General features: G+C 68.3%; 20 protein-coding genes and 1 pseudogene. 7 read left to right on the top strand and 14 right to left on the bottom strand.

What is annotated here, in order from left to right; genetic code table 11:
• Window positions 1-16: 16 nt before the first annotated feature.
• Entirely contained in the window at window positions 17-2,728 is a 2,712-nt protein-coding gene (locus tag UAJ10_RS23305; protein ID WP_322917640.1) for a glycoside hydrolase family 38 N-terminal domain-containing protein, read from the bottom strand.
• A gap of 322 nt (window positions 2,729-3,050) precedes the next feature.
• On the opposite strand from UAJ10_RS23305, the gene UAJ10_RS23300 reads away from it, so the two are divergent.
• Window positions 3,051-4,646, top strand: coding sequence for a HAMP domain-containing methyl-accepting chemotaxis protein (locus tag UAJ10_RS23300; protein WP_322917639.1), 1,596 nt, complete (start codon window positions 3,051-3,053; stop codon window positions 4,644-4,646).
• Between the two features lie 84 nt (window positions 4,647-4,730).
• Complete coding sequence (locus tag UAJ10_RS23295; RefSeq protein WP_322917638.1) at window positions 4,731-5,345, top strand: class I SAM-dependent methyltransferase; 615 nt, start codon at window positions 4,731-4,733, stop codon at window positions 5,343-5,345.
• A 1-nt stretch (window position 5,346) separates the two neighbouring features.
• On the opposite strand, the gene UAJ10_RS23290 is transcribed toward UAJ10_RS23295, so the two are convergent.
• The 9 genes and pseudogenes from UAJ10_RS23290 to proS form a co-directional block, all read right to left on the bottom strand.
• Window positions 5,347-5,916 (bottom strand): hypothetical protein, encoded by a 570-nt coding sequence (locus UAJ10_RS23290; protein WP_322917637.1) that lies wholly within the window; start codon window positions 5,914-5,916, stop codon window positions 5,347-5,349.
• A 3-nt stretch (window positions 5,917-5,919) separates the two neighbouring features.
• Window positions 5,920-7,212: an MFS transporter gene (gene tcuC / locus UAJ10_RS23285; protein WP_322917636.1), complete on the bottom strand. Its 1,293-nt coding sequence runs from the start codon at window positions 7,210-7,212 to the stop codon at window positions 5,920-5,922.
• Between the two features lie 77 nt (window positions 7,213-7,289).
• Window positions 7,290-8,270, bottom strand: a complete 981-nt coding sequence (locus UAJ10_RS23280; RefSeq protein WP_322917635.1) for a retroviral-like aspartic protease family protein — start codon at window positions 8,268-8,270, stop codon at window positions 7,290-7,292.
• Between the two features lie 100 nt (window positions 8,271-8,370).
• The gene (locus UAJ10_RS23275) at window positions 8,371-9,339 is read right to left on the bottom strand and encodes a retropepsin-like aspartic protease (protein WP_322917634.1); all 969 of its coding nucleotides are present in this window, start codon (window positions 9,337-9,339) and stop codon (window positions 8,371-8,373) included.
• Between the two features lie 32 nt (window positions 9,340-9,371).
• Window positions 9,372-10,430 (bottom strand): pepsin/retropepsin-like aspartic protease family protein, encoded by a 1,059-nt coding sequence (locus UAJ10_RS23270; protein ID WP_322917633.1) that lies wholly within the window; start codon window positions 10,428-10,430, stop codon window positions 9,372-9,374.
• 82 nt (window positions 10,431-10,512) lie between these two features.
• Entirely contained in the window at window positions 10,513-11,442 is a 930-nt protein-coding gene (locus UAJ10_RS23265) for a DNA-3-methyladenine glycosylase family protein (protein ID WP_322917632.1), read from the bottom strand.
• Window positions 11,439-12,187 (bottom strand): annotated as a pseudogene (locus UAJ10_RS23260) (ABC transporter ATP-binding protein). Before UAJ10_RS23260 ends, UAJ10_RS23265 begins: the two are co-directional and overlap by 4 nt.
• Window positions 12,180-13,460, bottom strand: a complete 1,281-nt coding sequence (locus UAJ10_RS23255) for a lipoprotein-releasing ABC transporter permease subunit (protein WP_322917631.1) — start codon at window positions 13,458-13,460, stop codon at window positions 12,180-12,182. Before UAJ10_RS23255 ends, UAJ10_RS23260 begins: the two are co-directional and overlap by 8 nt.
• Window positions 13,461-13,589: 129 nt before the next feature.
• Window positions 13,590-14,906, bottom strand: coding sequence for a proline--tRNA ligase (gene proS, locus UAJ10_RS23250; protein WP_322917630.1), 1,317 nt, complete (start codon window positions 14,904-14,906; stop codon window positions 13,590-13,592).
• 449 nt (window positions 14,907-15,355) lie between these two features.
• On the opposite strand from proS, the gene UAJ10_RS23245 reads away from it, so the two are divergent.
• Complete coding sequence (locus UAJ10_RS23245; RefSeq protein ID WP_322917629.1) at window positions 15,356-17,047, top strand: methyl-accepting chemotaxis protein; 1,692 nt, start codon at window positions 15,356-15,358, stop codon at window positions 17,045-17,047.
• Window positions 17,048-17,119: 72 nt separating this feature from the next.
• On the opposite strand, the gene UAJ10_RS23240 is transcribed toward UAJ10_RS23245, so the two are convergent.
• From UAJ10_RS23240 to UAJ10_RS23230, 3 genes are all read right to left on the bottom strand, one after another.
• Window positions 17,120-18,937: a DUF885 domain-containing protein gene (locus UAJ10_RS23240; protein ID WP_322917628.1), complete on the bottom strand. Its 1,818-nt coding sequence runs from the start codon at window positions 18,935-18,937 to the stop codon at window positions 17,120-17,122.
• 130 nt (window positions 18,938-19,067) lie between these two features.
• Window positions 19,068-19,622, bottom strand: coding sequence for a hemerythrin domain-containing protein (locus UAJ10_RS23235; protein ID WP_322917627.1), 555 nt, complete (start codon window positions 19,620-19,622; stop codon window positions 19,068-19,070).
• Between the two features lie 86 nt (window positions 19,623-19,708).
• Window positions 19,709-20,143, bottom strand: coding sequence for a hypothetical protein (locus UAJ10_RS23230; RefSeq protein WP_322917626.1), 435 nt, complete (start codon window positions 20,141-20,143; stop codon window positions 19,709-19,711).
• Between the two features lie 91 nt (window positions 20,144-20,234).
• Between UAJ10_RS23230 and UAJ10_RS23225 the strand changes: the two genes are divergently transcribed.
• Together UAJ10_RS23225 and UAJ10_RS23220 are read left to right on the top strand one after the other, a co-directional pair.
• Window positions 20,235-21,527 (top strand): NCS2 family permease, encoded by a 1,293-nt coding sequence (locus UAJ10_RS23225; RefSeq protein ID WP_322917625.1) that lies wholly within the window; start codon window positions 20,235-20,237, stop codon window positions 21,525-21,527.
• Between the two features lie 730 nt (window positions 21,528-22,257).
• The gene (locus tag UAJ10_RS23220) at window positions 22,258-23,238 is read left to right on the top strand and encodes a LysR family transcriptional regulator (RefSeq protein ID WP_322917624.1); all 981 of its coding nucleotides are present in this window, start codon (window positions 22,258-22,260) and stop codon (window positions 23,236-23,238) included.
• A 25-nt stretch (window positions 23,239-23,263) separates the two neighbouring features.
• Here the strand turns inward: UAJ10_RS23220 and UAJ10_RS23215 are convergent, their stop codons facing one another.
• The gene (locus UAJ10_RS23215) at window positions 23,264-23,821 is read right to left on the bottom strand and encodes a DNA-3-methyladenine glycosylase I (protein ID WP_322917623.1); all 558 of its coding nucleotides are present in this window, start codon (window positions 23,819-23,821) and stop codon (window positions 23,264-23,266) included.
• Between the two features lie 79 nt (window positions 23,822-23,900).
• Here UAJ10_RS23215 and UAJ10_RS23210 point away from each other — a divergent pair, with 79 nt between their 5' ends.
• Together UAJ10_RS23210 and UAJ10_RS23205 are read left to right on the top strand one after the other, a co-directional pair.
• Window positions 23,901-25,142, top strand: a complete 1,242-nt coding sequence (locus UAJ10_RS23210; RefSeq protein WP_322917622.1) for an iron-containing alcohol dehydrogenase — start codon at window positions 23,901-23,903, stop codon at window positions 25,140-25,142.
• A 56-nt stretch (window positions 25,143-25,198) separates the two neighbouring features.
• Window positions 25,199-25,525, top strand: coding sequence for a hypothetical protein (locus UAJ10_RS23205; RefSeq protein WP_322917621.1), 327 nt, complete (start codon window positions 25,199-25,201; stop codon window positions 25,523-25,525).
• The last annotated feature ends 115 nt before the right edge of the window (window positions 25,526-25,640 follow it).

The following is a 25,640-nucleotide window of genomic DNA, read 5'->3' as shown; positions in this document are numbered from 1 at the left end:
AGGAGGGCGGCCGTCCTCAGGTGAGCTGCACGGTGGCCAGGGCGTTGGTCATCGTCAGGGTGACAGTCCCGCCGGTGAGCGCCACCCCCTGGTTCGGCCCCGGCCAGGCACCCTCCGCCGCCGTGACCGCCACCGCCTGCGTCGGCGCCAGACCGGCCCCCAGCGACAGGGTGACATCCTGCGACTGGTTGGCGGGTGTGTAGAGGCGCAGCACGACGCTGTCCGCGTTGGCGGCGAAGCTGCCGGGTTTGGCCACGGTCAGGATGGCGGTGCCGCCGGTGACAGCGGCGACGCTGTCCCGGCTGGGTAGGCCCTTGGTGACCCCGGTCTTGCTGGGCAGCAGGGCGCCCTGCAGCGGCGTGTTGTACGAAAGCGCCTCCTGCAAGGGCGCGCCGCTTTCCGGCGTGCCCAAACCACCGGGCACCCGCAGCGCATAGGCCTGGGTGTGGACGGCGGTATCCGTCCCGTCGGCGCCGTGGCCGCCGCTGGTGGGTGTGTTGCGCGCCAGACAGCTGATCAGCGCGGCGTCCGCGTCGAAGGCCCACGCCGGAATGCCGCCGTGATAGAGGGCCGCCAGCGTGTCGCCCGCCTGGTCCTGGGGCAGCACGAAGTTGTGGGTGGCCTGGAAGGTGGGCGGTCCCCAGAAGGGCTGGCCCTTGCCGTTCCGCAGCGGCTGCTGGCTGGTCCAATGATAGGGCGTGCCATGCACCAGGCCGGTCACCGCCGCCGACAGGGGGAAGCGGGTCATGACGGAATAAAGGGAGGGCGCCGGCCCCGTGGTGACCATGCGCAGGAAGGGTTCCCCGGCCACCAGTTCATAATCGCGGGTATAGCGCACCGTGGCGCCGCTGACCGTGTAGGCCACGACCGTGCGCAGCCGCACCCGCACGGGCCCCGTCTCCAGCATCACGGCGCCCAGGCACGGGCCGGAGGTGGCGACCGTGACGCCGGTGTCAACGTGGAAAGGATAGTCGCCGTCCACATATTCGTCGCCGAATTGGTAGAGGCCACCGCCGTCGGCGTAAAAGACGATGTCGTTGCCCGTGCCGGACAGGATGTCGGTGCTGGTGGACTGGTCGACCAGCGATTCGATGCCCCAGTTGGCGGCGGGCGAGATGGTGGCGATCAGGTAATCGTTCTGCAGGACATAACTGCCGTCGGTGGCGCACGTGATGCTCACGGCGGACGTCCCGTTCCGGGTGGCCCCTTTGTCGGGTGCGCCGGCGGACAGGCTGCCGGTGGCGTCATAGCCCAGGCTGTCGACCGTGGCCATGAAAAGCATCTCCCCATCCGAGGAGATCTGTGCGGCACCCTGGGTGGTGCCGAAGGTCACGTGGCCCAGGTTGGGTACGGCCACGTCCGGGATGGCGACCAGGCCCGTCCGGGCGAAGCCCAGGGAATTGGCCACCAGCACGGGATAGGTCTCGTCACTGGGCGCCATCATCGAGGCCAGGGCGTTCAGGGCCGTGGCGCGCAGGCCGGCGGCGGTCCCCGCCACGCCGCGCAGCAGGGGCAGCTGTTCGGTGGCGTAGACGGCGTCGTTGGCGGTGCCGCAGACGTAGTCATGGTGGGTGCTGGGCAGGAAGGCCATCCAGGCGGCCGCCAGGTCATCCCAGAAGCCGGTGGGCAGGGCGTTGTTGTAGCCGGTGTCGTTGGGCCGGGTCAGCAGGCCGAACACCTCGGCCGCCACCAGCGCGCGCAGCGCGCGGTTGTGCAGCGTCTTCAACGCCATGCGGCTGGCGTAATAGCCGGTCCAGTATGGTGTGCCGTTGTAGGGCGCCAGCAGCGGCAGGGGATAACTGTCCTGGTTCTGCCGCAACTGGGTGATGAAGGTGTCGAACGTACCCAGCGTCACCTCGACGTTGGTCGCCTGGGCGCCGCCGCCGGCCACCTGGTTATCGTTCCATTGAGTGACGGCCGCCGGCAGCCCCGTCAGCGGCATGCTGAAATCGTTGTCGATGGGGATGTAGAGATAAGGGGTGGCCGCCGCACCGTACTGGACCGGGTCGCTGTCCTGGGTCGGCAAATAGGCGTTGGTGAACAGCGAGATTTGGGTGGCCTGGGCGGGACTGCCCAATTGGTTGCCGAAGGCGTAGCTGTCGGGCATCCAATGCGTGATGGCGGTCGACCCGTCCGAGGCCTGCCAGGTGAAGTCGAAATGGGTGGCCGGCCAGTCCTGGCCCGCCGGCGACTGGATCGGATCGGGCACTGGGCAACTGCTGTTGCTGCCCGGCAGGCGGGAGAAGCCGATGCCGGTGAAACCCAGCGCCTGGGTCAACACCGGCAGCTCGGGATCCTGGCCGAAATCATCCGGGATCCAGCAGTGCGGCTTGGGCGTGATGAAGGGCAGCGCCTGCGACAGCCAGACATGGCCCATCAGGTAGTTGCGCAGGAAAGCCTCGCCCGCGCACACCAGGCAATCGGGCGAGGTGATGCCCCCGCCCAGCACCTGGAAGGTGTCGCCATTCTCCAACACCGCCTGCAAGACGCCCACCTGCTCCGGCGAGACATCGATGTAGCGCTTGAAATACCCCATCTCGCAGATGGTGTAGTAATAGGTGACGCCATCGACGGTGGGGGCCGACACGTTGGTGATGGCCTGGTCCAGGATGGCCTTCACCCCCTGGCCGTACTTGTAGTACCAGAAGTTCTGCTCGAAGGTGTAAAGCCAGTCCCAGTCCAGATGGGCCGATTGGTCGAGATACATCGTGTAGGGTGAAATCGACATGAAGGGTCCCTCCCGCCAAATCGACGCCTCTGGGGGCGCCTGGTCGGGAACCAGCAGACCACAACCATCGGTCGATATTTCGTTAAATTATTACAGCTCTATCTTCAGCACACGCCATCCGTCGGTGGCGGCGTGCCCCCTGTCCGCCAGATGTACCCAATAGACCTTACCCCCGATCAGGGCATCAGCGACGCGGCCCAGTGATTAATCCGCCAAACTAACACTATCCCTTCGCGTGCGCCTTTTGGGTACTTCGTTAAGCATCGCTTCAGAGTCCGGGCCGCAGAGTTCAACGAATGAATATTCGAGGGACCGTTCTGCGATGCTGAATAACGTGAAGATTGGGGTTCGCCTCACTTTGCTGGTGGGTTGCTTGGCGCTGGTCGCCGTTTTATCCGGCGCCATGGGCTTGCACGGCGCCTGGACCACCAACCAGGACCTCAAGAGCGTCTACGAGGATCGCACGGTCGCGCTGGCCGACCTGACCGCCGTTCAGGACAACCTGTACCGCTTGCGCGCCGCGCGCGGTGCCGGCACGACGGCCGCCAGCGCCGACAGGGGCATGGAGGCGGCCTGGTCACATTACATGTCGACCTACCTGACGCCGGAGGAAGCCGGCCTGGCGCGGGCGTTCGAGCCGGCGTACACGGCGTATCGGGGACTGGCCGGCGGCGACACCCAGGACCGGGAGGCCTTCGACCAGGTGATGGAGCGCCTGGGGCCGCTGATCGCCCTGCAGGTCAACGAAGCGAAACGGATTTTCGACGAGTCGGTGGCGCGCTTCAGCCGCACCATGATCCTGACCGTCGGCATCAGCGCGCTCGGCATCGTCGGCGGCATCATCCTCGCGGTCATCGTCGTCCGGTCCGTGACCGGGGGCATCGGCGGCATCATCACCGTCATGTCCCGGCTGACGGCGGGAGATACCGCCGTCGAGGTGCGGGGATTGGGACGCCGGGATGAAATCGGCGACCTGGCCCAGGCCGCCGAGGCGTTCAAGCAAAGCACCCTGCGCGTCCGCGCCATGGAGGAGGCCGCGGCGCGCGAGAAGCAGGAGGCCGAGGCGCGGCGCAAGGCCGCGTTGCTGGGCATGGCCTCTCGTTTCGAAAGCTCCGTCAAGGGCGTGGTCGACGCCGTGGCCGGCGCGGCCACGGAAATGCAGGCGGCGGCACAGAGCATGGCCGCCACCGCCGAGGAAACCAGCCGCCAGTCGCAGACGGTGGCCGGCGCCGCCGACATCGCCGCCGCCAACGTCAACACCGTGGCCAGCGCGACCGAGGAATTGTCGGCCTCGATCAGCGAGATCGGCCGCCAGGTGGCCCGGTCCTCGACCGTGGCGTCGGCCGCCGTCGCCACCACTGGCGAGACGGTCGAAACGGTGACCACCTTGAAGGGCTCCGCCGCCGACATCAGCGCCGTGGTGGCGCTGATCAACGAGATCGCCAGCCAGACCAACCTGCTGGCGCTGAACGCGACCATCGAGGCCGCCCGCGCGGGCGAGGCGGGGAAGGGCTTCGCGGTCGTCGCCAGCGAGGTCAAGGCCCTGGCGACCCAGACCGCGAGGGCCACGGAGGAAGTGGCGACACGCGTCGGCGACATCCAGCGCGCCTCCAACGCCGCCGGCCTATCCATATCGGCCATCGCCGACACCATCGGGGAGATCAACGGCATCGCCGCCGCGATCTCCGCCGCCGTGGACCAGCAGAGCGCCGCGGCGAACGACATCGCCGGAAGCATCACCCAGGCCGCCGCCGGCACCAGCGAGGTGTCCAGCACCATCGCCAGCGTCACCCAGGCCGCCGGGGAAACCGGGGCGGCCGCCACACAGGTGCTGGCCGCCGCGCACAGCCTGTCGACCGAGTCCGAACATCTGCGGCGGGAGGTGGCGGAGTTCCTGGCGACGGTGCGCGCGGCCTGACCGGCACCGGCATCCTTGCGCCGCCCTTGCACCTGGCCTATCGCTGGATGGGCCAGGTTGAAACAGGTCGCAAGGATTTGCCCCGTGGACGACGACGCCGACCGCATCATCGACCTGTACCGGCGCCACGGCCTGGCGTGGGAGGCCGACCGCCAGGCCAGCCAGCGCCACCGCCCCGACATGGAGGGCCCCTGGCTGGACCGTTTCCTGGCCGTGGCGCCCCCCGGACCGATCCTGGATCTGGGCTGTGGTGGCGGGGACCCCATGGCCAGCTACCTGATGGCCCGGGGCCGCGCCGTCACCGGCGTGGACAGCGCCCCCGCCCTGCTGGACCTGGCCCGCGCCCGCATGCCGGGGCAGGACTGGCGGCTGGCCGACATGCGCGCCCTGGATTTGGGCCAGGGATATGCCGGTATCCTGGCCTGGAACAGCTTCTTCCACCTGGACTTCGACGACCAGCGGGCCATGTTCGCCGTGTTCCAGCGCCACGCCCTGCCGGGCGCCGCGCTGATGTTCACCAGCGGCCCGCGACACGGCGTGGCCATGGGCCGCTATGCCGGCGAACCGCTGTACCACGCCAGCCTGGACCCGGCCGAATACCGCGCCCTGCTGGGGGCGCACGGCTTCGACGTCGTGGCGTATCGCGCCGAGGATCCGGACTGCGGCCGGCACACCGTGTGGCTGGCGCGGGGGCGGTAGCCTACCCCCCTTGGTCGGCCCGCCATTTGCACAACGCCAGCACGGCGATCAATATCAGGGAAAGCATGGCGAGGGCGTCCGCCCCCAATCGCCACGACGGCCCCAACCCGGGCTTCCCATGTGCCCAAACCGTGAAGGCCAAGGGCTGAAGAAGCAGGACCACGATCTGCCACCACGGCCGCCGCCGTAACATTTCCCGCTGCACCGCCTCAGGAGGAGGGCCGGCGTCTTCCGGCTGTCGGTCGCCGAAGGCGCGCTCCACCATGGCCAGCGGCCCTGCCTCAACCGCCGCCAAGCCGAAAGCCAACAGCAAAAGCCCACACAGGGCCCAGAGGCCCACCGCCCCTCCGCTGATGATGCCGATCAACGTCAGCAGGGCGATGGTGACCGGGTAAGCAACGACCGCGCAAGCGAGAGCGATGGAACGTGTGCGTCGCCGGCGTTCATATCGGAACATCAGCACGGCCCGCTCCGACGCCGTCACGCGGATTGCCGGACCGGTCAAGCCCTTACGGAAAACGTAGCCGTCCCCTGATGGCTGGAACACATCATCCGCCTCCTCCGCCGCCATCGTTCACCCCTCAGCATGCCGCTTGGCGAAGCGCGCGCTGACGGGCACGGCGACCAGACCGCAGAACGCCGCCGCCGACAGCCACAGGCCCGGCATGGCGGCGTTGCCGCCGTGCTTCACCAGGTAGGTGCTGACGAAGGGGGTGAAGCCGCCGGCCGCCGTGGCCAGGCTGTAGGCGAGGGAGAAGCCCGCCGTGCGCACGGCGGCGGGCACGATCTCGGTCAGGTAGACCACCATGGCGCCGTTGTAGCAGGCGTAGAGGAAGGACAACCACAGCTCCACCCCCAGCAGGCGGCCGAAACTGGGCGCATCGGCCAGCCAGCCGAGCGCCGGGTAGGCGGTGGCCAAGGCCAGCACGGTGCAGGTCACCAGAATGGGCCGGCGCCCGATGCGGTCGGACAGCGCGCCGGACAGGGGCAACCACAGCAGGTTGCTAGCGCCCACGGCCAGGGTCACCAGCAGGGCGTCCATGTCGCTGAGGTGCAGGGCGTCGCGGCCGAAGGTGGGGGTGTAGGCGGTGATGAAATAGAAGGACACGGTGGTCATCAGCACCAGGCCCACGCCCGTCAGCACCACGCCCCAGTTGGCCGCCAGCGAGGCCAGGATTTCCCCCACCGTGGGCCGGTGCTTGCGCGCCAGGAAAACCTCCGTCTCGGTCAGGGACCGGCGGATATGGAACAGGAAGGGCACGATCAGGCAGCCCACCACCAGGGGAATGCGCCAGCCCCAGGCCTGCATGGTGTCGGGCGGCAGGTAGAAGGTCAGCGCCACACCGATGAGGGCGGCCACCATGACCGCCACCTGCTGGCTGGCCGACTGCCAGCTGACGTAGAAACCCTTGTGGCCCGGGGTGGCGATCTCCGACAGGTAGACGGAGACGCCGCCCAGCTCCACCCCCGCCGACAGGCCCTGCACCAGCCGGCCCAGCAGCACCAGCAGGGGCGACAGCAGGCCGATGGTGGCGTAACCCGGCATCAGCGCGATGGTGATGGTGCCCACCGACATCAGGCCCAGGGTCAGCAACAGCCCATCGCGCCGTCCCTTGCGGTCGATATAAGCGCCCAGCGCCAGTGCGCCGATGGGCCGCATCAGGAAACCGGCGCCGAAGGTGGCGAAGGTCAGCAGCAAGCCGGCGGTGTCGCTGCCCTTGGGGAAATAAGCGCGGCTGATGGCGCCGGCGAAATAGCCGAACACCATGAAATCGTACATTTCCAGGAAATTGCCGCTGGCGACCCGCACCACCGTCATCACCTGGTGCCACCGGCTCCGGCCCACGTCCGCCGACATCACGCCCATTTTGCACCACCAACCATTTCCTCACCACCCCACCCTGCCACGACGGCCCCGCCACCGCCAGGGCGTGGGACGGGCGGTCAATTCGCCGCCGGGGCCTTGGCGTCGGTGGCCTTCACGGCGTCGCCGTCCCTGGTGCGGGGGGCGAACACGGGGCGGCCGACGTTGGTGAAGAACACCTTGCCCTGGCTGTTGGCGATGTAGATGCGGTGGGTCTTGATGAAATCGGCCCCCAGGAACATGCCGATGGCGTTGACGCGGTCGGGCTCGCCGAACACGGCGAAATCGCCCACGTTCAGGCGCACCCGGCGCACAGTCTCATCCCCGATGGTGAAGCTGGCGAAGGTGCCGATCCAGGTGGGCACGTGCTTCTTGCCGATGCCGTGAAACTCGGTGCCCACGGCCACGTCGGGCCCATCCTCATGCACGTCGGCCAGATGGGCGGTGCGCAACAGGACCGAGCTGTGGGTGAAGCCGGTGTCCAGCAGGGCCCAGGTCTCACGGTCGTTCAGCGCGACGCGCACCTGGATGTCGCGGTGGCCCAGCGGCAAGGTTGGCCGCAGCGCCGCCTCGGCATAATCCTGCGCCCAATAGGCCAGCGGCACGCCGCTGCAACCCTTGGGCTCGAAGAAGCGGACCGCGCCGTTGGCGAAATCCAGCTCGACGTCGTATTGGGCGAAGATGTCCTGGCCCAGGATCATCTCCACGTCCGGGCCGAAATTGTCGTTCTGCACCACGTGCACCATGGGCGCGTCGGCCCACCAGTCGCCGGCCGACAACTTCTTCAGCTTGACCTGCCCCATGGCGGCGGTGCCGCCGATCCCCCCCAGCTTGTGCTGGCTGCTGACCTCCAGGCCCAGGCGCTCCGCCCCCGCCTGGGACAGGACCGTCATTTCGGCCCCGGTGTCCAGCAGGGCGCGCACGGCGGTGCCGTTGACGGTGGCCTCAACGATAGGCTGGTTACGTTCCAGCCGCACGGGCAGCTCCGAGATCTTGTTCAGATGGCAGTCGGCGGCATCCGCCAGGGCCGCGCGCGACAACACCACGCCGGGCAACGCCATCACGCCCATCAGGGCAAGCACCCCCCATCGCCGAACGCCCCCGCGCCGGCGCGACCCAATATCCCGCATCGAAAAACCCCCGTCTTCCGCTTGCCCCGGCTCAGGTTCCGGATGGACCGAACACCGGCTTGGCCACGTTGGTGAAGTAGATCTTGTCCTGGCTGTTGGCGATGAAGATGCGGTGCGACCGGATGAAGTCCATGCCCAGCACCATGGCCAGGCTGCCGTCGCGCTCCACGCCCAGATTGTAATAGTCGCCCACCGACAGGCGGGCGTTGCGGATGGTCTCGTCCCCCACGGCCAGTGTGTCGAAGGTGCCGATCCAGGTGGGCACCGGCGTGCGGCCGATGTCCCGCCGCTCCGGCCCCGGCGCCGAACCGGGGCTGTCCTCGCGCACGTTCACGCGGTGGGCCAGGCGGGTCAGCACCGTGCTGGTGCGCACGCCGGTGTCCAGCCGCGCCCAGAATTCCAGCCCGTTCAGCTGCACCACCACGCGGCTGACGGAATAGCTGCCGAACCCGTGGGAGCGCAGCGTGGCCTGGGAATAGGTCTGGGCCCAGTAGGCCAGCGGCGTGTCATCGCAGTCCGCCGGGCGGAAGAAACGAATGACGTTGTGCGCCATGTCCAGCTCGACATCGGCCTGCACGAACAGGTCCTGGCCCAGCACCATATCGACATTGGCGCCGAAATCGCCCGCGTCCACCAGCTGCAGGCGATAGCCGCTGCCCTGCCAGGGGCCGAAGCTGAGCGTGTCGGCCTTCATGGTGCCGGCCTTGCGCCAGTCCCCCTGACCCAGGTTCACGCCGCGCACGGTGCGCTCCTGAAAGTCCAGGCCCAGCCGCCGGGCCGCCTGCACCGACACCAGATGGCGGGTGGTGCCGGTGTCGACCAGCGCCCGCACCGGCTTGCCATCCAGCAGGCCGTCGGCGATGGGCAGGCCGTTCTCCAGATGGATGGGCAGTTCCCCCACCGGGTTCAGCCGGCAATCCGCCGAGCCCGCCAGGGCCGGGGCGGCGGCCAGGCTAAGGGCCAGGGCGGCGGCGGAAACGATGCTGGAGATGGGGCGCATGGGGGCGATCCTTGGAATCAGGGACGACGGGCTCAGCGCTCAGGCGTCACTTCGGTATCCGGCGTCTGCGTATCGAAAATGGGCCGGGAAACGTTGGTAAAATAGATCTTGTCCTGGCTGTTGGCGATGAAGATGCGGTGCGACTTAATGAAGTCCATGCCCAGGATAAGGCCCCACGCGTGCCGCCCCACGTCGGACTGGAAGTCGGGGTTGAAGCGGGTGAATCGCAGCTTCACATTGTTCAGCGTTTCATCCCCGATGGCCAGGCTGTTGAAGGTACCTACCGACAATGGGTACTTCTCGCTCTCTTGCGGCCCGATCATGGCAAGCTTGGTGACGCCGGGATCGCCCTCATAAACACCCTGCTGGTGAGCGATGGTGTCGCTGAGCGTGCTGTAACGTGTCCCGGTCGACAGGCGGGCCAGGAATTCATGCCCGTTGAGCCGCACCCAAACGCGGTTGCTGAAGCGGCGGCGGGGATCCTGGGAATATTGCATGCCCGCCTCGGCGTAGGTGTCCGCCCAGTAGGCCAGGGGCACGCCCTCGCATCCCTGTGCCTGGAAGAAGCGGACGGCATTGTGCGCGAAGTCCAGTTCCACATCGGCCTGGGAAAAGACGTCCTGTCCAAGGACGAGGTCGACACCCCCGGCGCCCATGGCCACCACCTGAAGCTTCAGATGATCCGCTTGCCAGCCGCCCACGGTCAGGTTGTCCACCGAAACGGCCCCGATCTCCCGCAAGCCACGACCCGGCGTGAGCACCACACGGGCCATGGGCAGGTGCGTCACCTCTAGCCCCAGCCGCTCAGCCGCGGCTTCCGTCAGCGTGGTTTTCGAACTGCCGGTGGATACGGCGACACGGATGGGCCGACCATTCAGCGTTCCGTCCACCTCCGGCCGACCGCTATCCAGACGCACCGCCAATTCAGCGACCTTCTGAAGGTGGCAATCCTCAGGCCCGGCCGAAGCGGCCCCGGACAGGAGCGAAAGGGAGAAGACCAGAGCGATGAGGCGGTGATGCGGCATGGGAAGCGAGTTCCGGACATTGAATTTCGCCTCTATATTGCAAACTTGCGCATAGCCAACAAGCATGGGGCGTGGTCCGCGGCATGGGCGACTCCACCGCTTGGCTCATCCGCGACATCCCGCCGCAGCCAGCGGCCGCTGGCGCGCCTCAGGCCAGGCTGGCCCACAGGTGGGCGGTGGCCAGGCTGCGCCAGGGCGCGTGGGGGCGCATCAGGGTGGCCTGCTCCTCCGCCGTGGGGCGGCGGTCCATGGCGTGGAAGCGTTGCAGCGCGGCCGCCAGGCCGGCGTCGCCCACCGGCACGCGGTCGGGCAGGCCGCAGCCGCGCATCAGGACGTAGTTGGTGGTCCACGGCCCGATGCCGCGCAGGGCCAGCAAGGCCGCCTCGGCCGCCGCCTCTCCTGTGGGGTCGGTGTCCAACCGCTCCAGCGCGGCCAGGTCGAGCCGGCCGTCCATCGCCGCCTGGGCGGCTTCGATCAGGTAGCGCGCCTTGGAGCGGGAGAAGCGGCGGGCGGTCAGCAACGCCGGATCCAGGGCCGCCACCGCCGCCGCGTCCGGATGCGCGATCATGCCCGAGGGGTGGGGCCGGCCGGCCAGCAGGATGAGCTGGCGGCGCAAGTCGCTGGCGAAGGTCAGGTTGATCTGCTGGCCGATGATGGCCCAGGCCAGCGCCTCGAACACCGTGGCCGCCAGGGGCGGGCGGTAGCCCCGGCGGTTGCCCACTAGGCGCGCCGTCGTCGCGTCGTGGTCCGCCCGCGCCTCCAGTCCGGCGGCGGCATCGGCCAGCGCCGGCGTCAGGCCCAGCATGCGCAACGCCACCCGCTGGGCGCGCGCCAGGATCAGGGGGTCGTCGCTGTCCATGCCCATCACCAAGGTGCCGCCGCCGGCGGGCGCGGTGAGGGTCAGCAGGTAGGCGCGGCCGTCGAACTCCAGCGCCTTGGTCAGCGCCGGGCCCGCCACCCGCTCGGCCGGGGCATCACGGTCGCGGTACCAGTCGCGGCCGTGGTAGCGCCAGGCGGCGTCGGGGTCGAAGCCCGGCGGCAGGTCCCCCGGTGGCAGGTCTAGGGTCTGCTGGCTCAAGACTCCACCAGCACGCCGTCGCGCAGCTCCACCACCCGGTCCATGCGCGCCGCCAGGTCCAGGTTATGGGTGGCGACCAAGGCGCCGAAGCCGTCCCTGTTCCCCCCGGCCCAGTACCGCTGCCCCGCACCAGGCGGGTCAGCAGCGCGAACACGTCGTCGGAAGTGTGGTGGTCCAGGTTGCCCGTGGGCTCATCGGCGATCAGCAGGCTGGGCCGGTTGGCCAGCGCGCGGGCGATGGCCACGCGCTGCTGCTCGCCACCCGACAGGCGGGCCGGGCGGTGGCCGCCCCGGGCGGCCAAACCCACCTGGGCCAGCAACTCCTTGGCCCGCTCGCGCGCCGCGGCCTTGGGCACGCCGGCGATCATCTGCGGCAGGATGATGTTCTCCTCCGCGCTGAACTCCGGCAGCAGGTGGTGGAACTGGTAGACGAAGCCGATGGTCTCCCGCCGCAGGGCGGTGCGGCCGGCGTCATCCAGCGTGGCGGCGTCGCGGCCGTCGATGCGGATGACGCCGCCGTCGGCATGCTCCAGCAGGCCGGCGATGTGCAGCAGGGTGGACTTGCCGGCGCCGCTGGGCCCCACCAGGGCCACGATCTCCCCCCGGCGCACCGAACAGGCGGCGCCGCGCAGCACCTCCAGCACCGCCCCCGCCTGCTGGAAGCGGCGCACGACGCCGGACAGTTCCAGGACGGTGTCGCCGGCTGCCGGCAGGGGCATGGTTTCCATCACGGACAGGTCACTCATAACGCAGGGCCTCCACCGGATCGAGGCGGGCGGCCCGCCAGGAGGGGTAGACGGTGGCGGCGAAGGACAGGAACAGGGCCATGACGCCCACCTGCGTCACCTCCATCCAGTCCAGCTTGGCCGGGATCTGGGTGAAGAAATAGATTTCGGCGTTGAACAGGTCGCGGCCGATGATGGCCTGCAGGAACTGGCGGATGGCCTCGATGTTCTTGGTGAACAGCACGCCCAGGATCATGCCGAAGACGGTGCCGACCACGCCGATGCTGGCCCCCGTCAGGAAGAAGATGCGCAAGACCATGCCCCGGCTGGCCCCCATGGTGCGCAGGATGGCGATGTCCCGCCCCTTGTCCTTCACCAGCATGATCATGCTGCTGATGACGTTGAACGCCGCCACCAGGATGATCAGCGACAGGATCAGGAACATGACGTTGCGTTCCACGTCGATGGCGCTGACGAAGGCGGCGCTGCGCTGGCGCCAGTCATAGACGCGGTACTGCTGCCCCGCCGCGCGGGTGGCGGCGGCCAGGTAGGGATCGATGTGGGTGGGGTCCTGCACGAACACCTCGATGGAGGTGTAGCCGTTGGCCACGCCGAAGAAGGTCTGCGCGGCGGACAGCGGCATGAAGATCAGGCCGTTGTCCACGTCGTACATGCCGACGTCGAAGATGGCGGCCACGGGGTAGGTGCGGGCGCGCGGGATGGACCCGAAGGCCGTCTGATTGAAGCGTGGGCTGACCAGGCGCAGCTGGTCGCCCACATGCAGGTTCAGACGCTTGGCCATGCGGCTACCGATGGCGATGCCGTCGCCCAGGTTGGCCTCATCCCCCGTGGCGCCGGTGGCGGCGCCGAAAGCCTCCGCCGCCCCCTCGACCAAGTGGGTGGAGACGATGGGCCGGCGGCGGAAATCCGCCGGCGTGATGCCGTGGACGTAAGCCGCGCTGGCCGTGCCGTCCTGGGTGATCAGGGCCTGCCCCTCCACCGTCGGCATGACGGCGGTGACGCCGGGCACGGTCAGCAGGCGCTGGGTGACGGCGTCGTTCTCGGGCATGGGGCCCAGCAGGGACTGCACCTCCAGATGGCTGTACAGGCCCAGCACCCGTCCCAACAACTCGGTGCGGAAGCCGTTCATCACCGACATGACGATGATGAGCGTGGCGACGCCCAGGCCGATGCCCAGCAGGGAGAAGCCGGCGATGACGGAGATGAACCCCTCTTGCCGGCGCGCCCGGAGGTAGCGCATCGCGACCATGCGTTCAAAGGCGGAAAAGATCATGAAGGCCCGGCCGTCGAGATGAAGTGGCGATGAGGCAATGCACGTGATTGGATGCCCATGATTCTGGGCGGAAAAAGGCGCCCGCTCCCTACCACACGGGAAAGGGGCGGGCGTCCCGTTTCTTGGCGTTCAGGCCTTGATCAGCTCGGCCAGCGCGGCCTCGACCGGCAGCTCGCGCTTCTCGCCGGTGGCGCGGCGCTTCAGCTCCACCACACCGGCCTTCAGGCCGCGGGGGCCCACGGTCAGCTGCCAGGGCAGGCCGATCAGGTCCATGTCGGCGAACTTGGCGCCCGGGCGCTCGTTGCGGTCGTCGTACAGGGCCTCCACACCGGCGGCGGTCAGCTTGGCGTAGAGCTCGTCACACAGGGTGGCGCAGGCGGCGTCATCGGCCTTCAGGTTGATCAGGCCGACCTGGAAGGGGGCGACGGCGTCCGGCCAGATGATGCCGTTCTCGTCATGGCTGGATTCGATGATGGCGCCCATCAGGCGCGACACGCCGATGCCGTAGCTGCCCATCTCCACCGCCACCGGCTCCCCATCCGGGCCGGCCACGACGGCGCCCATGGGCTTGGAATACTTGGTGCCGAAATAGAAGATGTGGCCGACCTCGATGCCGCGGGCGGAGACCAGCTGATCCTCCGGCACCTCGCAGGTGGCGGGGTCGTGCTTCTCGTCCGTGGCGGCGTAGATGCTGGTGTACTTGGCGAAGAAGTCCTTCAGGTCGCTGCCGGCCTCCGGCGGGTTCTGCAGCACGTCCAGGTTCAGCCAATCCTTGTGGCAGAACACGCCGCTCTCCCCCGTCTCGGCCAGGATGATGAACTCATGGCTGAGGTCGCCGCCGATGGGGCCGGTGTCGGCGCGCATGGGGATGGCCTTCAGCCCCATGCGGGCGAAGGTGCGCAGATAGGCCAGGAACATCTTGCGGTAGGACAGCTTGGCGCCTTCGGCGTCCAGGTCGAAGGAGTAATTGTCCTTCATCAGGAACTCACGGCCGCGCATGACACCGAAGCGGGGGCGGATCTCGTCCCGGAACTTCCACTGGATGTGATACAGGTTCTTCGGCAGGTCCTTGTAGCTGCGCACGAACGTCTTGAAGATGTCGGTGATCATCTCCTCGTTCGTGGGGCCGTACAGCAGCTCACGGTCGTGGCGGTCGGTGATGCGCAGCATCTCCTTGCCGTAATCGTCATAGCGGCCCGACTGGCGCCACAGCTCCGCCGACTGGATGGTGGGCATCAGCAGTTCCTGGGCGCCGGCGGCGTCCTGCTCCTCCCTTACGATCTGCGAAATCTTGCGCAGGACCTTCCAGCCCAGCGGCAACCAGGCGTAGATGCCGGCGCTGGTCTGCCGGATCATGCCGGCGCGCAGCATCAGCCGGTGCGAGGCGATCTGCGCCTCCGCCGGGGTTTCCTTCAGGGTGGGCAGGAAAAACTGGGAGGAGCGCATCGCGGGAACCCGTCGCCTTCATGAACTGGATTACGGAAATGGAGCCGCGACTTTAGGCAATGACGCCCCCCCTGTCCATGGCGGCGGGGCGCAAGGGCATTTCGGACATGTCCCGCCGATGGCCGCCGCGCGCAAACGCATGGCGGATATACGTCCCGGATTTTCGCAGGATAGGTATGTTTCGGCGACAGGCCGACCAAAGCTCAAGGCCTAGGCCGTAAGTACTATCAGGTTAAATATGTCCAAACGCGCGCAATGAATCACCATTTCCACTTTCAGCTGAAATAACGACTTAGGGAGTTTTTTAGAAGCCATCTAAATTATACCTGGGCGGCAATAATAGATGGGACCCATGCGTTGACCTTGAAATCCGGCTTATGGTTTTTACCGGCCATTAACCAATCGCTGTTATCACGCCGGGACAGCCCGCCGCCCAAAGGACCGCAATCATGTTGGCCAACGCCAAAATCCTGACAAAGATTAACCTGGTCATCCTCGTCATGGCGCTTTCCGCCGTCGCCGTCGGCATCGCCGGCTACATCGGCATGTCGAAGCTGTCGGTCGCGACGCACCGCCTGGACGTCATGGGGACCAACCTGCACCAGGCGGCGCAGCTGAACGCCAACGTGATTTACATGAACCGCGGTGAGTACCGCATGGCCGCCGATCCCAAGGATACCGAGGACGTCGCCAAGAACGTTTCCGGCCGGGTCGACGAGTTCGCCAAGAACATGACCCTGCTGGACCAACAGGTGGAGGGCAAGTACCGGCCCATGCTGGCGGAGATCAAGACCGCCTTCGCCGCCTATAAGAAGGAATTCGACGGCACGCTGGCGGCCAGCCGCAAGCATGCGGATCTGAAGAACGAGGCCGCCCGCCAGGAAATCCTGGACGAGGTCGCGCAGTCCCGCACCGCCTCCACCGCGCTCAGCAACAAGATCAAGGTGCTGCAGGAGGCCTTGGATGAGGACGGCACCACCGTCGCCCAGGAGGCCCAGGCCGTCGCCCACGACCTGACCATCATGATCGTCGCGGTCGCCGTCGTCGGCATCGCCATCGGTATCGTCGTCGGCATGCTGATCGCCCGCCGCGGCCTGGTCACCCCCATCACCCACATCGTGCGCAACCTGCAGGACCTGGCCCACGGCCGCCTGACCATCGAGATCTTCGGCGCCGAACGCGGCGACGAGGTGGGCGACATCGCGAAGACCGCCCTGGTCTTCCGGGACAATGCCCGCGAGGCCGAGCGCCTGCGCGCCGAGCAAGCCCAGGAACAGGCCGCCCGCGTCGCCCGTGCCGCCGCCCTGGAAAGCCTGACCCGCACCTTCGACGTGCAGGCTGGCGACGTCATCGGCGCCGTCGCCTCCGCCGCGACGCAGATGCAGGCCACCGCCAGCTCGCTGTCCGCCTCGGCCGAGCAGACCACCCGCCAGTCCGCCACCGTGGCCGCCGGCGCGGTCGAGGCCTCGGCCAACGTGCAGACCGTGGCCGCCGCCGCGGAGGAGCTGAGCTCTTCCATCCAGGAGATCAGCCGCCAGGTGGCGCAGTCGACCACCGTCGCCGGCGACGCCGTGCGCCAGGCCACCCACACCGGCGCCATCGTCGCCGGATTGGAGCAGACCACCCAGAAGATCGGCGAGATCGTGGGCCTGATCACCAACATCGCCAGCCAGACCAACCTGCTGGCCCTGAACGCCACCATCGAGGCCGCGCGCGCCGGTGAGGCGGGCAAGGGCTTCGCCGTCGTGGCCAGCGAGGTGAAGAGCCTGGCCAACCAGACCTCGAAGGCGACCGAGGAGATCAGCACCCAGATCGCCCAGGTCCAGGAGGCGACACGGGAGGCGGTGACCGCCATCGGCGCCATCTCCGGCACCATCGAGAACATCAACAGCATCGCCACCACCATCGCCTCGGCGGTGGAGGAGCAGGGTGCCGCCACGCAGGAGATCGCCCGCAACGTGCAGCAGGCGGCCGCCGGCGCCGACAGCGTCACCCACAACATCCAGGGCGTCTCGGCCGCCGCGGATGAGACGGGCCATTCCGCCCATGATGTGCTGACCGCCGCCACCTCCATGGCCCGCGAGGCCGAGAAGATGCGCGGCCTGGTGGAGAAGTTCCTGGTGGACGCCAAGGCGGCGTGACGCGAACCGCTTTATCCTGAAAGACGAACGGCCCGGGAAGCGATTCCCGGGCCGTTCTATTTAGCAAGGCGATCAGCCCCGCCGCACCCGGGCGATGTAGTCGCCCACCATGGTCTGCAGCACGTCCAGCGGCACGGCGCCGGAGTTCAGGCCCACCTGGTGGAAGTCCTTGATGTCGAACTTGTCGCCCAGGGCCGTCTTGGCCTGGTCGCGCAGACGGTTCCAAAGGGTGTGGCCGATCTTGTAGCTGCAGGCCTGGCCCGGCCATGCGCAATAGCGGTCGGTCTCGCGCGTCATGGCGCTTTCGGTGTCGCCCGTCAGATCCACCATGTACTTCACCGCCTGCTCCCGGCTCCACCGCTTGTGGTGCATGCCGGTGTCGATGACGCAACGGCCGGCACGGAACAGCAGGAACTTCAGGAAGCCGATGCGGCCCAGCGGGTCGGCGTCGTACATACCCAGTTCGTCGGCCAGCTGCTCGGCATACAGGGCCCAGCCCTCGCCATAGCCGGAGAAGAACATGTTGGCGCGGTAGAGAGGGATGCCCTTGGTCTCCTGCGCGATGCAGCCCTGCAGGTGGTGGCCGGGGATGCCCTCGTGATAGACGGTGGTGGGCAGCGACCACTTGGGCCATTCGGCCGTGTCGTGCAGGTTGAAGTAGATGGTGCCCACCCGGTCGCCTTCCAGCGGCGGGGATTCGTAATAGGCCAGCGGCGCGCCGGCCTCGATGGCCGCCGGCACGCGCTGCACCCGCGCCTTGGCCTTGGGGATGTCGCGGAACATGCGCGGCAGGCGGGACGCCATGTCGTCCAGCTTCACCTGCAAATCGGCCACCAGCTGGGCCTTGCCCTCGTCGGTGTTGGGGTAGGTGCTCTCGGGCCGGGCGCGCAGGGCCTTGATGCGCTCCGCCACCGTGCCCTGGGTCAGGCCCTGGGCCGCCAGCAGCGATTCCAGCCGCGCGCCGATCTCCTTGGCCTGGTCCAGGCCGATCTGGTGCACCTCGTCCGGGGACAGGGTGGTGGTGGTGCTGGACTTCAGGCCCTGGGCGTACCAGGCCTCGCCGTCCTTGATGTGCCAGACGCCAGCGTCGTGCGTGGCCGTCTGGCGGGCGGCCTCCACCGCCGCGATCTGGCGGTCCAGCGCCGGGCCGACCTTGTCGGTGTAAATCTTGGCCGCCTGGGCGCCATAGGTGTCGCCCAACCCCTTGTCTTTGGCGCGCCTGGCCACCGAGGACACCAGGCCGGACTTACCCGCGTCCACCCGCAGGGCGCGCAGCTGGGTCAGGGTCGTGTCCAGCATGAAGTCGGCGGCCAGGATGCCCTGGGCGGCGTCATGCTTGAACTGCGCCGTCTCGGTGTCCAGCGCGCCGGCGAAGGCCTCCAGCCGCGCCAGATAGGCGTCGGCGTCGGCCTTGACCTCGACGGGATGGTGCACGTCCAGGAAGTTGGGAATGGACTGGTAGGCGCCCTGCAACTGGCACAGCTCGTACGGCGACCCGCCGGAGCCGAAGGGGAACTTGCGGGCGCCCTCCACCGCCTCGGCCAGGACGTATTCCACGCTGTCGTAATTCACCGCGTCGATGCCGGTCAGGGCCTTGCGGTCGATGGCCTTCAGGCGGCGCAGCTGGCTTTCCGTGGCGGCGGTGTCGGCCTTGCGGCCGGCGGGGCTGCGATCGTCCAGCTTGGCGCGCAGGCCGGCCAGCTTGCCGGTGTCCATGCCGGCCATGGTGGCACCTTCGGGACTGCGCCGCAGATCTTCCTGGAAGAAGACATCCAGCAGATGGTTCAGGTCGGCGGCGGGCTTGGAATCTTGGGCGGCGAAGCCGGGGCGGACCTTGGCCAGGGCGACCGAGGCGGCGCTGGCGGCCAGGAAGGCGCGACGATTGAACATGAAGTCCCCTTTATAATTTGATGGGCGAGACTACCGCCCCCGGGGACCGTGAAAAAGGCCCGGCCTGTAACGCGATGGTTACAGGCGGCGCCCGCGCCCCATCGAAGGGGCCACGGGCGCCGTGCCGCCGTCAGGAGTAGGCCTTACCCCACTCCGCCATCAGTTCCTCCTTGCGGGCCTTCAGGCGCTCGCCCATCTCGTTCAGGTCCTCGTCGCCGCGCTTGGCTTGGGAGAACAGGCCGCCGGGCTGCTCCTCTTCCTTGACATGGTGCTTGATGTACTCGCCCAGCACCTTGACCTTGGCGTCATAGAACTCGTCGCCGGGCTTCATGGCCTCGATCTCGGCGATCAGCTTCTTGGCGCCGTCATGCTCGACATAAGCCTCGTCCAGCATGTCGTCCTCCACCTCGCCCCGTTCCTCGGGATAGAAAATCTCTTCCTCGATGGCGGTATGGACCTTCAGGGCCAGGGCGATCTTGTTGAACAGCGCCAGCTTCTCATCATCGCCGTCCAGCTGTTCGTACTCATCGAACCAGCCTTCCACCTCGCGGTGGTCCTGCTTCAGCAGGCTGACCGCCAGCGGATCGCGCGTGGCGGTGCGCCGGGTGCGGCGCGGCTTGGTGCGGGTCTTGGCCTTGGTGTGGGACTTGGTGGCGTGGGCGGCGGTCTTGTGGGCCGTGGCCATGGGTGCGCTCCTTCTGCGGATGGTTGGCGCCATTGTTGGGCCCCTGAAACCCGCCGCGCGCACCCAAGGTTCCGCTTCGGTATCCCTTACCGGCCCGACAGCCCTTGCTGGCGGCACAGCGCCGCCAGTTCATCCGCCGCCGGATCGGCCAGGGGCTGGCCGTTGAACAGCACCTGGTCCCCCTCCACCGTCAGCAGGCCCAGGTAGGCGTCGGCCCGGGGCCGCACCGTGCCGGCGGCGCGTGGCAGCGCGCGGGCCAGGCGCGCCGTCAGCGGGATCTCGATGCGCTGGGGCGCCGGAAGGCGGACACCGCCGTCCAGGTCGGCCGGCGCCACCGGGTTGCCGTCCACATCCACGCCCGGCTGATAGGCGACATCGGGCGCCGGCTCATGCCGTACCGCCCATTGGCAGGCGGCGGGGTCGACGGCGATGGTGGGGCCCCGCGGCGGCGGCGCCTGCCCCCAGGCGGCACCGGCCGCCAGCGTCAGCAGGCCGGTCATCACAACGGCGATCCGCGGCATTGGCTTTGTCCTTGCTTGGCGGGGGCGTCCGCGCCGACCATGGGCGTGATCCTTCGATAACGCGGGCCTTAGAATAACGCGGGGGCTTCCTTTGCTTGATCGTTTTTTCGGGCTGACGCCCCATGGCACCACCGTGCGCACGGAGATCCTGGCCGGGGTCACCACCTTCCTGACCATGGCCTACATCATCTTCGTGAACCCCCAGGTGCTGGGCAAGGCCGGCATGGATCCGGGGGCGGTGTTCGTGGCCACCTGCCTGGCCTCCGCCCTGGGCTGCTTCGTCATGGGGCTGTACGCCAACTATCCCATCGCGCTGGCGCCGGGCATGGGCCTGAACGCCTACTTCGCCTATTCGGTGGTGGGGGGCATGGGCTATCCCTGGCCAGTGGCGCTGGGGGCCGTCTTCCTGTCGGGCGTGGGCTTCACGCTGCTGAGCCTGCTGCCGGTGCGCGAGGCCATCGTCAACGCCATCCCAACGGGGCTGAAGCACGCCATCTCCGCCGGCATCGGCCTGTTCCTAGGGCTGATCGCCCTGCAGAACGCCGGGATCGTCGCGGCCCACCCCGCCACCATGGTGACCCTGGGGCCCCTGGGCAAACCGCAGGCCTTGCTGGCCTGCGCCGGCTTCCTGGCGCTGGTGGTGCTGGTGGCGCGCGGGATCACCGGCGCCGTGGTCATCGCCATCATCGGCACGGCGCTGGCCGGCATGGCGCTGGGCGTCACGCCCCTGATCGCCAGCCCCGTCTCCCTGCCGCCCAACCCGGCGCCCACGCTGCTGCGGATGGATGTGGCCGGCGCCTTCAGCATGGGCCTGACCGCCATCATCTTCGCCTTCCTGTTCGTCGACCTGTTCGACACCGCCGGCACGCTGGTGGGCGTGTCCCACCGCGCCGGGTTGCTGGACGCCCAGGGCCGCCTGCCCCGGCTGAAGCGCGCCCTGCTGGCCGACAGCCTGGCCACCACCGCCGGCGCCGTGCTGGGCACCTCCACCGTCACCGCCTATATCGAGAGCGCGGCCGGCACTTTCGCCGGCGGGCGCACTGGCCTGACCGCCGTGGTGGTCGGCCTGCTGTTCCTGGCCGCCCTGTTCCTGTCGCCCCTGGCGGCCGCCATCCCGGGCTACGCCACCGCCCCGGCGCTGTTCTACGTCGCCTGCCTGATGGTGCGCGGCCTGGCGGAGATCGACTGGGACGACGTGACCGACTCGGTTCCGGCGGTGATCACGGCCCTGGCCATGCCCTTCACCTTCTCCATCGCCGACGGCATCGCCTTCGGCCTGATCGCCCACTGCGCCATCAAGCTGCTGACCGGCAAGGGGCGGGAGTTGGGTTTGGCCCTGCCCATTCTGGCGGCACTGTTCGTGCTGCGCTTCGCCCTGGCTTAAATGCCAGGGCCTTGATCCGCTTGGGGAATTCCCTGGCTTTCGTTGAGTGAAATTTATGATTGGCCGCTGTTTTTGACCGAAAAGGCCGCCTTTCGGGCATCGTGCCTTGAAAATGATCAAAAAACAGATGACGGAATGATTTCGTCTCCCTATACTCCGCCCTCGTAAACACAAGGGCATAAAAAAGACCGCGCTCGCGATAGCGCGGCGCGGCCTTGAGTTTAGGGAGGAATCGCCACCAAGCGACTCAATGTCAGAGGGGGATGTACCCTCCAACGCTTGGATAATGCTACGCCGAGTTTTCGAAAGGCAAGCCCTAACGGAGGGCTGGCCTTTCTTTTTGTGCTTTTTCTGTGCTTTTGCACAATGAATAGCCAATTGCTTACTTTATGTGCCTGGAATTGCCCTGTTTATGATCAGGCGCTACCCGGCGACGCCGCGAAATCGCTCCGCAGCGCAACAGAATCGCCCTCGAATCACCCCTTCTCATGCTGCGACGCCGAAGTGCGCATCGGCGCCTATCCGGAACGGGGAGCGCCCCTCCGTCGGACGGCGATGACGCCCGCGCCCGAACCAAGACCGTCGGCCGAGGCAAAATGCCCACGGTTGGGGCACAACCCGGATGGTTGCGGTACCAGCCTCAATAATAGGCAGCCGACCCTCGCCCTGGACCGGCGACGTGATTGCATTTTAGAATTATAATCCCAGCCATCCATTTTCAGTGGTGATCATGGCGTCGCCCTCGCCTGCCGCTTCCTTCCGGCCCTTGGACCTCGATGCCGTGCACGCCTTCGTGCTGGTGGCCACGCTGCGCAGCTTCACCCGCGCGGCGGAGGCGCTGGGCACCACCCAGTCGGCCATCAGCCTGAAGCTGAAGCGGCTGGAGGACAGGCTGGGTCAGCGACTGCTGGAGCGCACGCCCCGCCAGGTGCGGCTGTCGTCCCAGGGGGCCGCCTTCCTGGAACCGGCGCGCCGGTTGCTGGCGGCGCACGACCTGGCCCTGGCGGGCCTGGAGGAGGCGCCGCACCGCCTGGTCATCGGCATCAGCGACCACGTCGCCGGCCGCGACCTGCCCGGCCTGCTGGCCCGCCTGCAGGGCCGCGACCCCACCCTGGTGATGGAGGTGCGCATCGCCGCCTCGCGCGACCTGGGCGGCCTGCTGGAGCGCGGGGACCTGGACGCCGCCATCCTGCGGCTGGAGCCGCCGCTGGACGGACGCCCGGCGGAGTTGGCGGCCGAGGTGGGGGAGCCGCTGTTCATCGATCCCCTGTGCTGGTTCGCCGCGCCGGGCTGGGAACCGCCCCCGGCCGCCCCCTGCCCATCGCCACCCTGTCCGCCCCGTGCGGCGTGCGCGGCCATGCCGTGCGGGCGCTGGACGCCACCGGCATTCCCTGGACCGAGGTGTTCGTGGGCGGTGGCGTCGCCGCGGTGGGCGCGGCCGTGCTGGCGGGCCTGGGCGTCGCGGCCCTGGCACCGCGCGCAGCGCCCCTGGGCGCCGTCGAGGTGGGCGGGCGTTTCGGCCTGCCGCCGCTGCCCAGCGCGCCGGTCGTGCTGCGCGCCACCGTCAGCGACCGGCGCAGCCGCGCCGCGCTGGCGACGCTGGTGGCGGCGTTCAAAGCGGCAGGCTGAAGATAAACCAGCAGCTTTCAGCCGGCTGGAGGCCGGCGACCGCCTGCCCCGGAGCGAGTACCGCAGGGCGTGGCGAGGATAGCCAGCGGATGCTGGCACCGCACATATTAATACACAAACCCGTCGGCCACCGCCTTGCGCCACGGCTGGCCCAGCGCGGCCAGCTCATGATCCACGGGGCAATCCCCGGCATGGGCCAACGGCAGGTAGCCGATGCTCATCAGGAATTCGCCCACGATCTCGCCGCCGGTGAAGCGGAAGGTGCGGCGGAACAGCTTCACCCACTCCGCCTTGGTCAGGGGATGGTGGGCGGCGATCCAGGCGGCGAAGCCGCCGTGGCTGGCGCGCAGACCCTGGATGATCCGAGCGTTGTGGATGGCGGCCTCGATCTTCAGGCGGTTGCGGACGATGCCGGCGTCCTGCATCAGGCGCTCCACGTCCCCGGGCCCCATCGCCGCCACCTTGTCGACATCGAAGTTCTGGAAGGCGGCGTTGAAGGCCTGCCGCTTGCGCAGCACCACCAGCCAGGACAGGCCGGCCTGGTTGACCTCCAGCATCAGGCGCTCGAACAGCACCGCCTCATCCGTCGTGGGAAAGCCATGTTCCCGATCGTGGTAAGGCCCGTGGAAGGGATGGCCCGGGGCGATGGCGCAGTATCCCGACATGGGCTGGAATCCTTCGGTGAAGGGTATGAGGATGACGCGGGCGGATGCTAGAAGGGGACGCGGCAGGAGGAAACCCCAAATGACCCCAGCGATCACCGACGGCCATCACACCGGCGCCCGTCACACCGACTCCCATTGGGCCGACGCCCATCTTGGCGGTGGCCATCCCACCGACTTCACGTTCGAGACCACACCCCGCATCCTGGCCCAGGTGGGCGGGGCCGGGCGGCTGGGGGAACTGGCGCGCGACCTGGGGGTGGGGCGCGTCTTCGTGGTGACCGACCCCGGCCTGGTGAAGGCCGGGGTGGCGGAGCCGGCCCTGGCCGGCCTGCGCGCCGCCAACATCGAAGCCGTGCTGTACACCGAGGTGCAGGCCGACCCGCCGGAGGCGGTGGTGCTGCACGCCGTGGCCGCCGCCCGCGCGGCCCAGGCGGACGCCGTCATCGGCCTGGGCGGCGGCAGCTCCCTGGACACGGCCAAGCTGGTGGCCCTGCTGGCCGGCCACCCCCAGAACCTGCCCGACATCTACGGCATCAACCTGGCGCGCGGCCCCCGGCTGAAGCTGATCCAGGTGCCGACCACGGCGGGCACGGGCTCGGAAGTGACGGCCATCGCCATCGTCACCACGCCCAACCATGAGAAGAAGGGCGTGGTCAGCCCCCTGCTCTATCCCGACGCCGCCGTGCTGGACGCGACGTTGACCCTGGGCCTGCCCCCGGCGGTGACGGCCATGACCGGCATCGACGCCATGGTGCACGCCATCGAGGCCTATACCAGCCGGCTGAAGAAGAACCCCCTGTCCGACAGCCTGGCGACCCGGGCGCTGACGCTGCTGTACGCCAACCTGCCGCGCGTGCTGGCCGACGGCCGCGACGTGGCGGCCCGGGCCGCCATGCTGCAGGGCTCGCTTCTGGCCGGCATGGCCTTCGCCAACGCGCCGGTGGCGGCGGTGCACGCCCTGGCCTATCCCCTGGGCGGCCATTTCCATGTGCCGCATGGCCACAGCAACGCCCTGGTGCTGGCCCCCATCCTGGCCTTCAATCGCGGCCATGCGGAGCGGGCCTATGCCGAGCTGGGCCGCCTGATCGACCCGGCGTTGAGCGGCGCCGAAGATACGGCCGCTTCCCACGGTTTCGTGGACGCCATGACCCGGCTGGTGGGCGCCATGCCCTTCGGCCGGCGCTTGGCGGACGTGGGCGTCACCGCCGAGCACATCCCCGTGCTGGCGCAGGACGCGATGAAGGTGCAGCGCCTGCTGGTCAACAACCCCCGCCCCGTCACCCTGGATGATGCCCTGGCCCTGTACCGCGCCGTCCTCTGATCCCCTGGCTTCTGATCCCCATCTTCTGATCCGCTGAGAGAGCGTTCCGTCCGCCCATGACACCGACCCTGTCGCCCGCCGCCCGCCGCCGCCTGTTCCGCAACGTGCTGGCCTTTTTCATCACCCTGGTCGCCGTCTGCGTGGCGGCCGGTCTCATCGGCGGCACCATGGCCGTGGTGCTGGTGCTGCGCCTGGTGTTCGGCATCGGCGCGCTGTGCTCCGGCGTGTGGATGTTCTTCCTGCTGGCGCGCCAGATGATCCGCAACGGCCGGCCGCCCCATCCCTTCTTCTATGGCGGCTACGCCATCATCCTGGGTTGCCTGGGTGGTGTGGCGGTCTTGGGCGCCCTGATGCTGCTTCAGGTGGCGCGGCAGTTTTCCTGAAGCCTGTCCTGACCTATCCAAATGGCGGCAAATCGCCTCAGCCGGATAGACTAACCCTATCGATATACCGGTCCGGCATGGATATGAATATTTTCCAATAGAGCGGACAAAATGT

The sequence above is a fragment of the Nitrospirillum guaranorum genome (assembly GCF_034653275.1).
Lineage (GTDB): Bacteria > Pseudomonadota > Alphaproteobacteria > Azospirillales > Azospirillaceae > Nitrospirillum.
Note: the sequence above shows the minus strand (reverse complement) of the source record. Positions and strands in the feature narration are given on the sequence as shown.

What these genes read in the sequence shown, in the direction of transcription:
- proS (WP_322917630.1), bottom strand. Translation starts at nt 14,906, where the DNA reads ATGCGCTCCTCCCAGTTTTTCCTGCCCACCCTGAAGGAAACCCCGGCG.
- UAJ10_RS23255 (WP_322917631.1), bottom strand. Translation starts at nt 13,460, where the DNA reads ATGATCTTTTCCGCCTTTGAACGCATGGTCGCGATGCGCTACCTCCGG.
- UAJ10_RS23220 (WP_322917624.1), top strand. Translation starts at nt 22,258, where the DNA reads ATGGCGTCGCCCTCGCCTGCCGCTTCCTTCCGGCCCTTGGACCTCGAT.
- UAJ10_RS23235 (WP_322917627.1), bottom strand. Translation starts at nt 19,622, where the DNA reads ATGGCCACGGCCCACAAGACCGCCGCCCACGCCACCAAGTCCCACACC.
- UAJ10_RS23205 (WP_322917621.1), top strand. Translation starts at nt 25,199, where the DNA reads ATGACACCGACCCTGTCGCCCGCCGCCCGCCGCCGCCTGTTCCGCAAC.
- UAJ10_RS23215 (WP_322917623.1), bottom strand. Translation starts at nt 23,821, where the DNA reads ATGTCGGGATACTGCGCCATCGCCCCGGGCCATCCCTTCCACGGGCCT.
- UAJ10_RS23245 (WP_322917629.1), top strand. Translation starts at nt 15,356, where the DNA reads ATGTTGGCCAACGCCAAAATCCTGACAAAGATTAACCTGGTCATCCTC.
- tcuC (WP_322917636.1), bottom strand. Translation starts at nt 7,212, where the DNA reads ATGGGCGTGATGTCGGCGGACGTGGGCCGGAGCCGGTGGCACCAGGTG.
- UAJ10_RS23290 (WP_322917637.1), bottom strand. Translation starts at nt 5,916, where the DNA reads ATGGCGGCGGAGGAGGCGGATGATGTGTTCCAGCCATCAGGGGACGGC.
- UAJ10_RS23280 (WP_322917635.1), bottom strand. Translation starts at nt 8,270, where the DNA reads ATGGCGTTGCCCGGCGTGGTGTTGTCGCGCGCGGCCCTGGCGGATGCC.
- UAJ10_RS23210 (WP_322917622.1), top strand. Translation starts at nt 23,901, where the DNA reads ATGACCCCAGCGATCACCGACGGCCATCACACCGGCGCCCGTCACACC.
- UAJ10_RS23270 (WP_322917633.1), bottom strand. Translation starts at nt 10,430, where the DNA reads ATGCTTGTTGGCTATGCGCAAGTTTGCAATATAGAGGCGAAATTCAAT.
- UAJ10_RS23305 (WP_322917640.1), bottom strand. Translation starts at nt 2,728, where the DNA reads ATGTCGATTTCACCCTACACGATGTATCTCGACCAATCGGCCCATCTG.
- UAJ10_RS23275 (WP_322917634.1), bottom strand. Translation starts at nt 9,339, where the DNA reads ATGCGCCCCATCTCCAGCATCGTTTCCGCCGCCGCCCTGGCCCTTAGC.
- UAJ10_RS23230 (WP_322917626.1), bottom strand. Translation starts at nt 20,143, where the DNA reads ATGCCGCGGATCGCCGTTGTGATGACCGGCCTGCTGACGCTGGCGGCC.
- UAJ10_RS23240 (WP_322917628.1), bottom strand. Translation starts at nt 18,937, where the DNA reads ATGTTCAATCGTCGCGCCTTCCTGGCCGCCAGCGCCGCCTCGGTCGCC.
- UAJ10_RS23300 (WP_322917639.1), top strand. Translation starts at nt 3,051, where the DNA reads ATGCTGAATAACGTGAAGATTGGGGTTCGCCTCACTTTGCTGGTGGGT.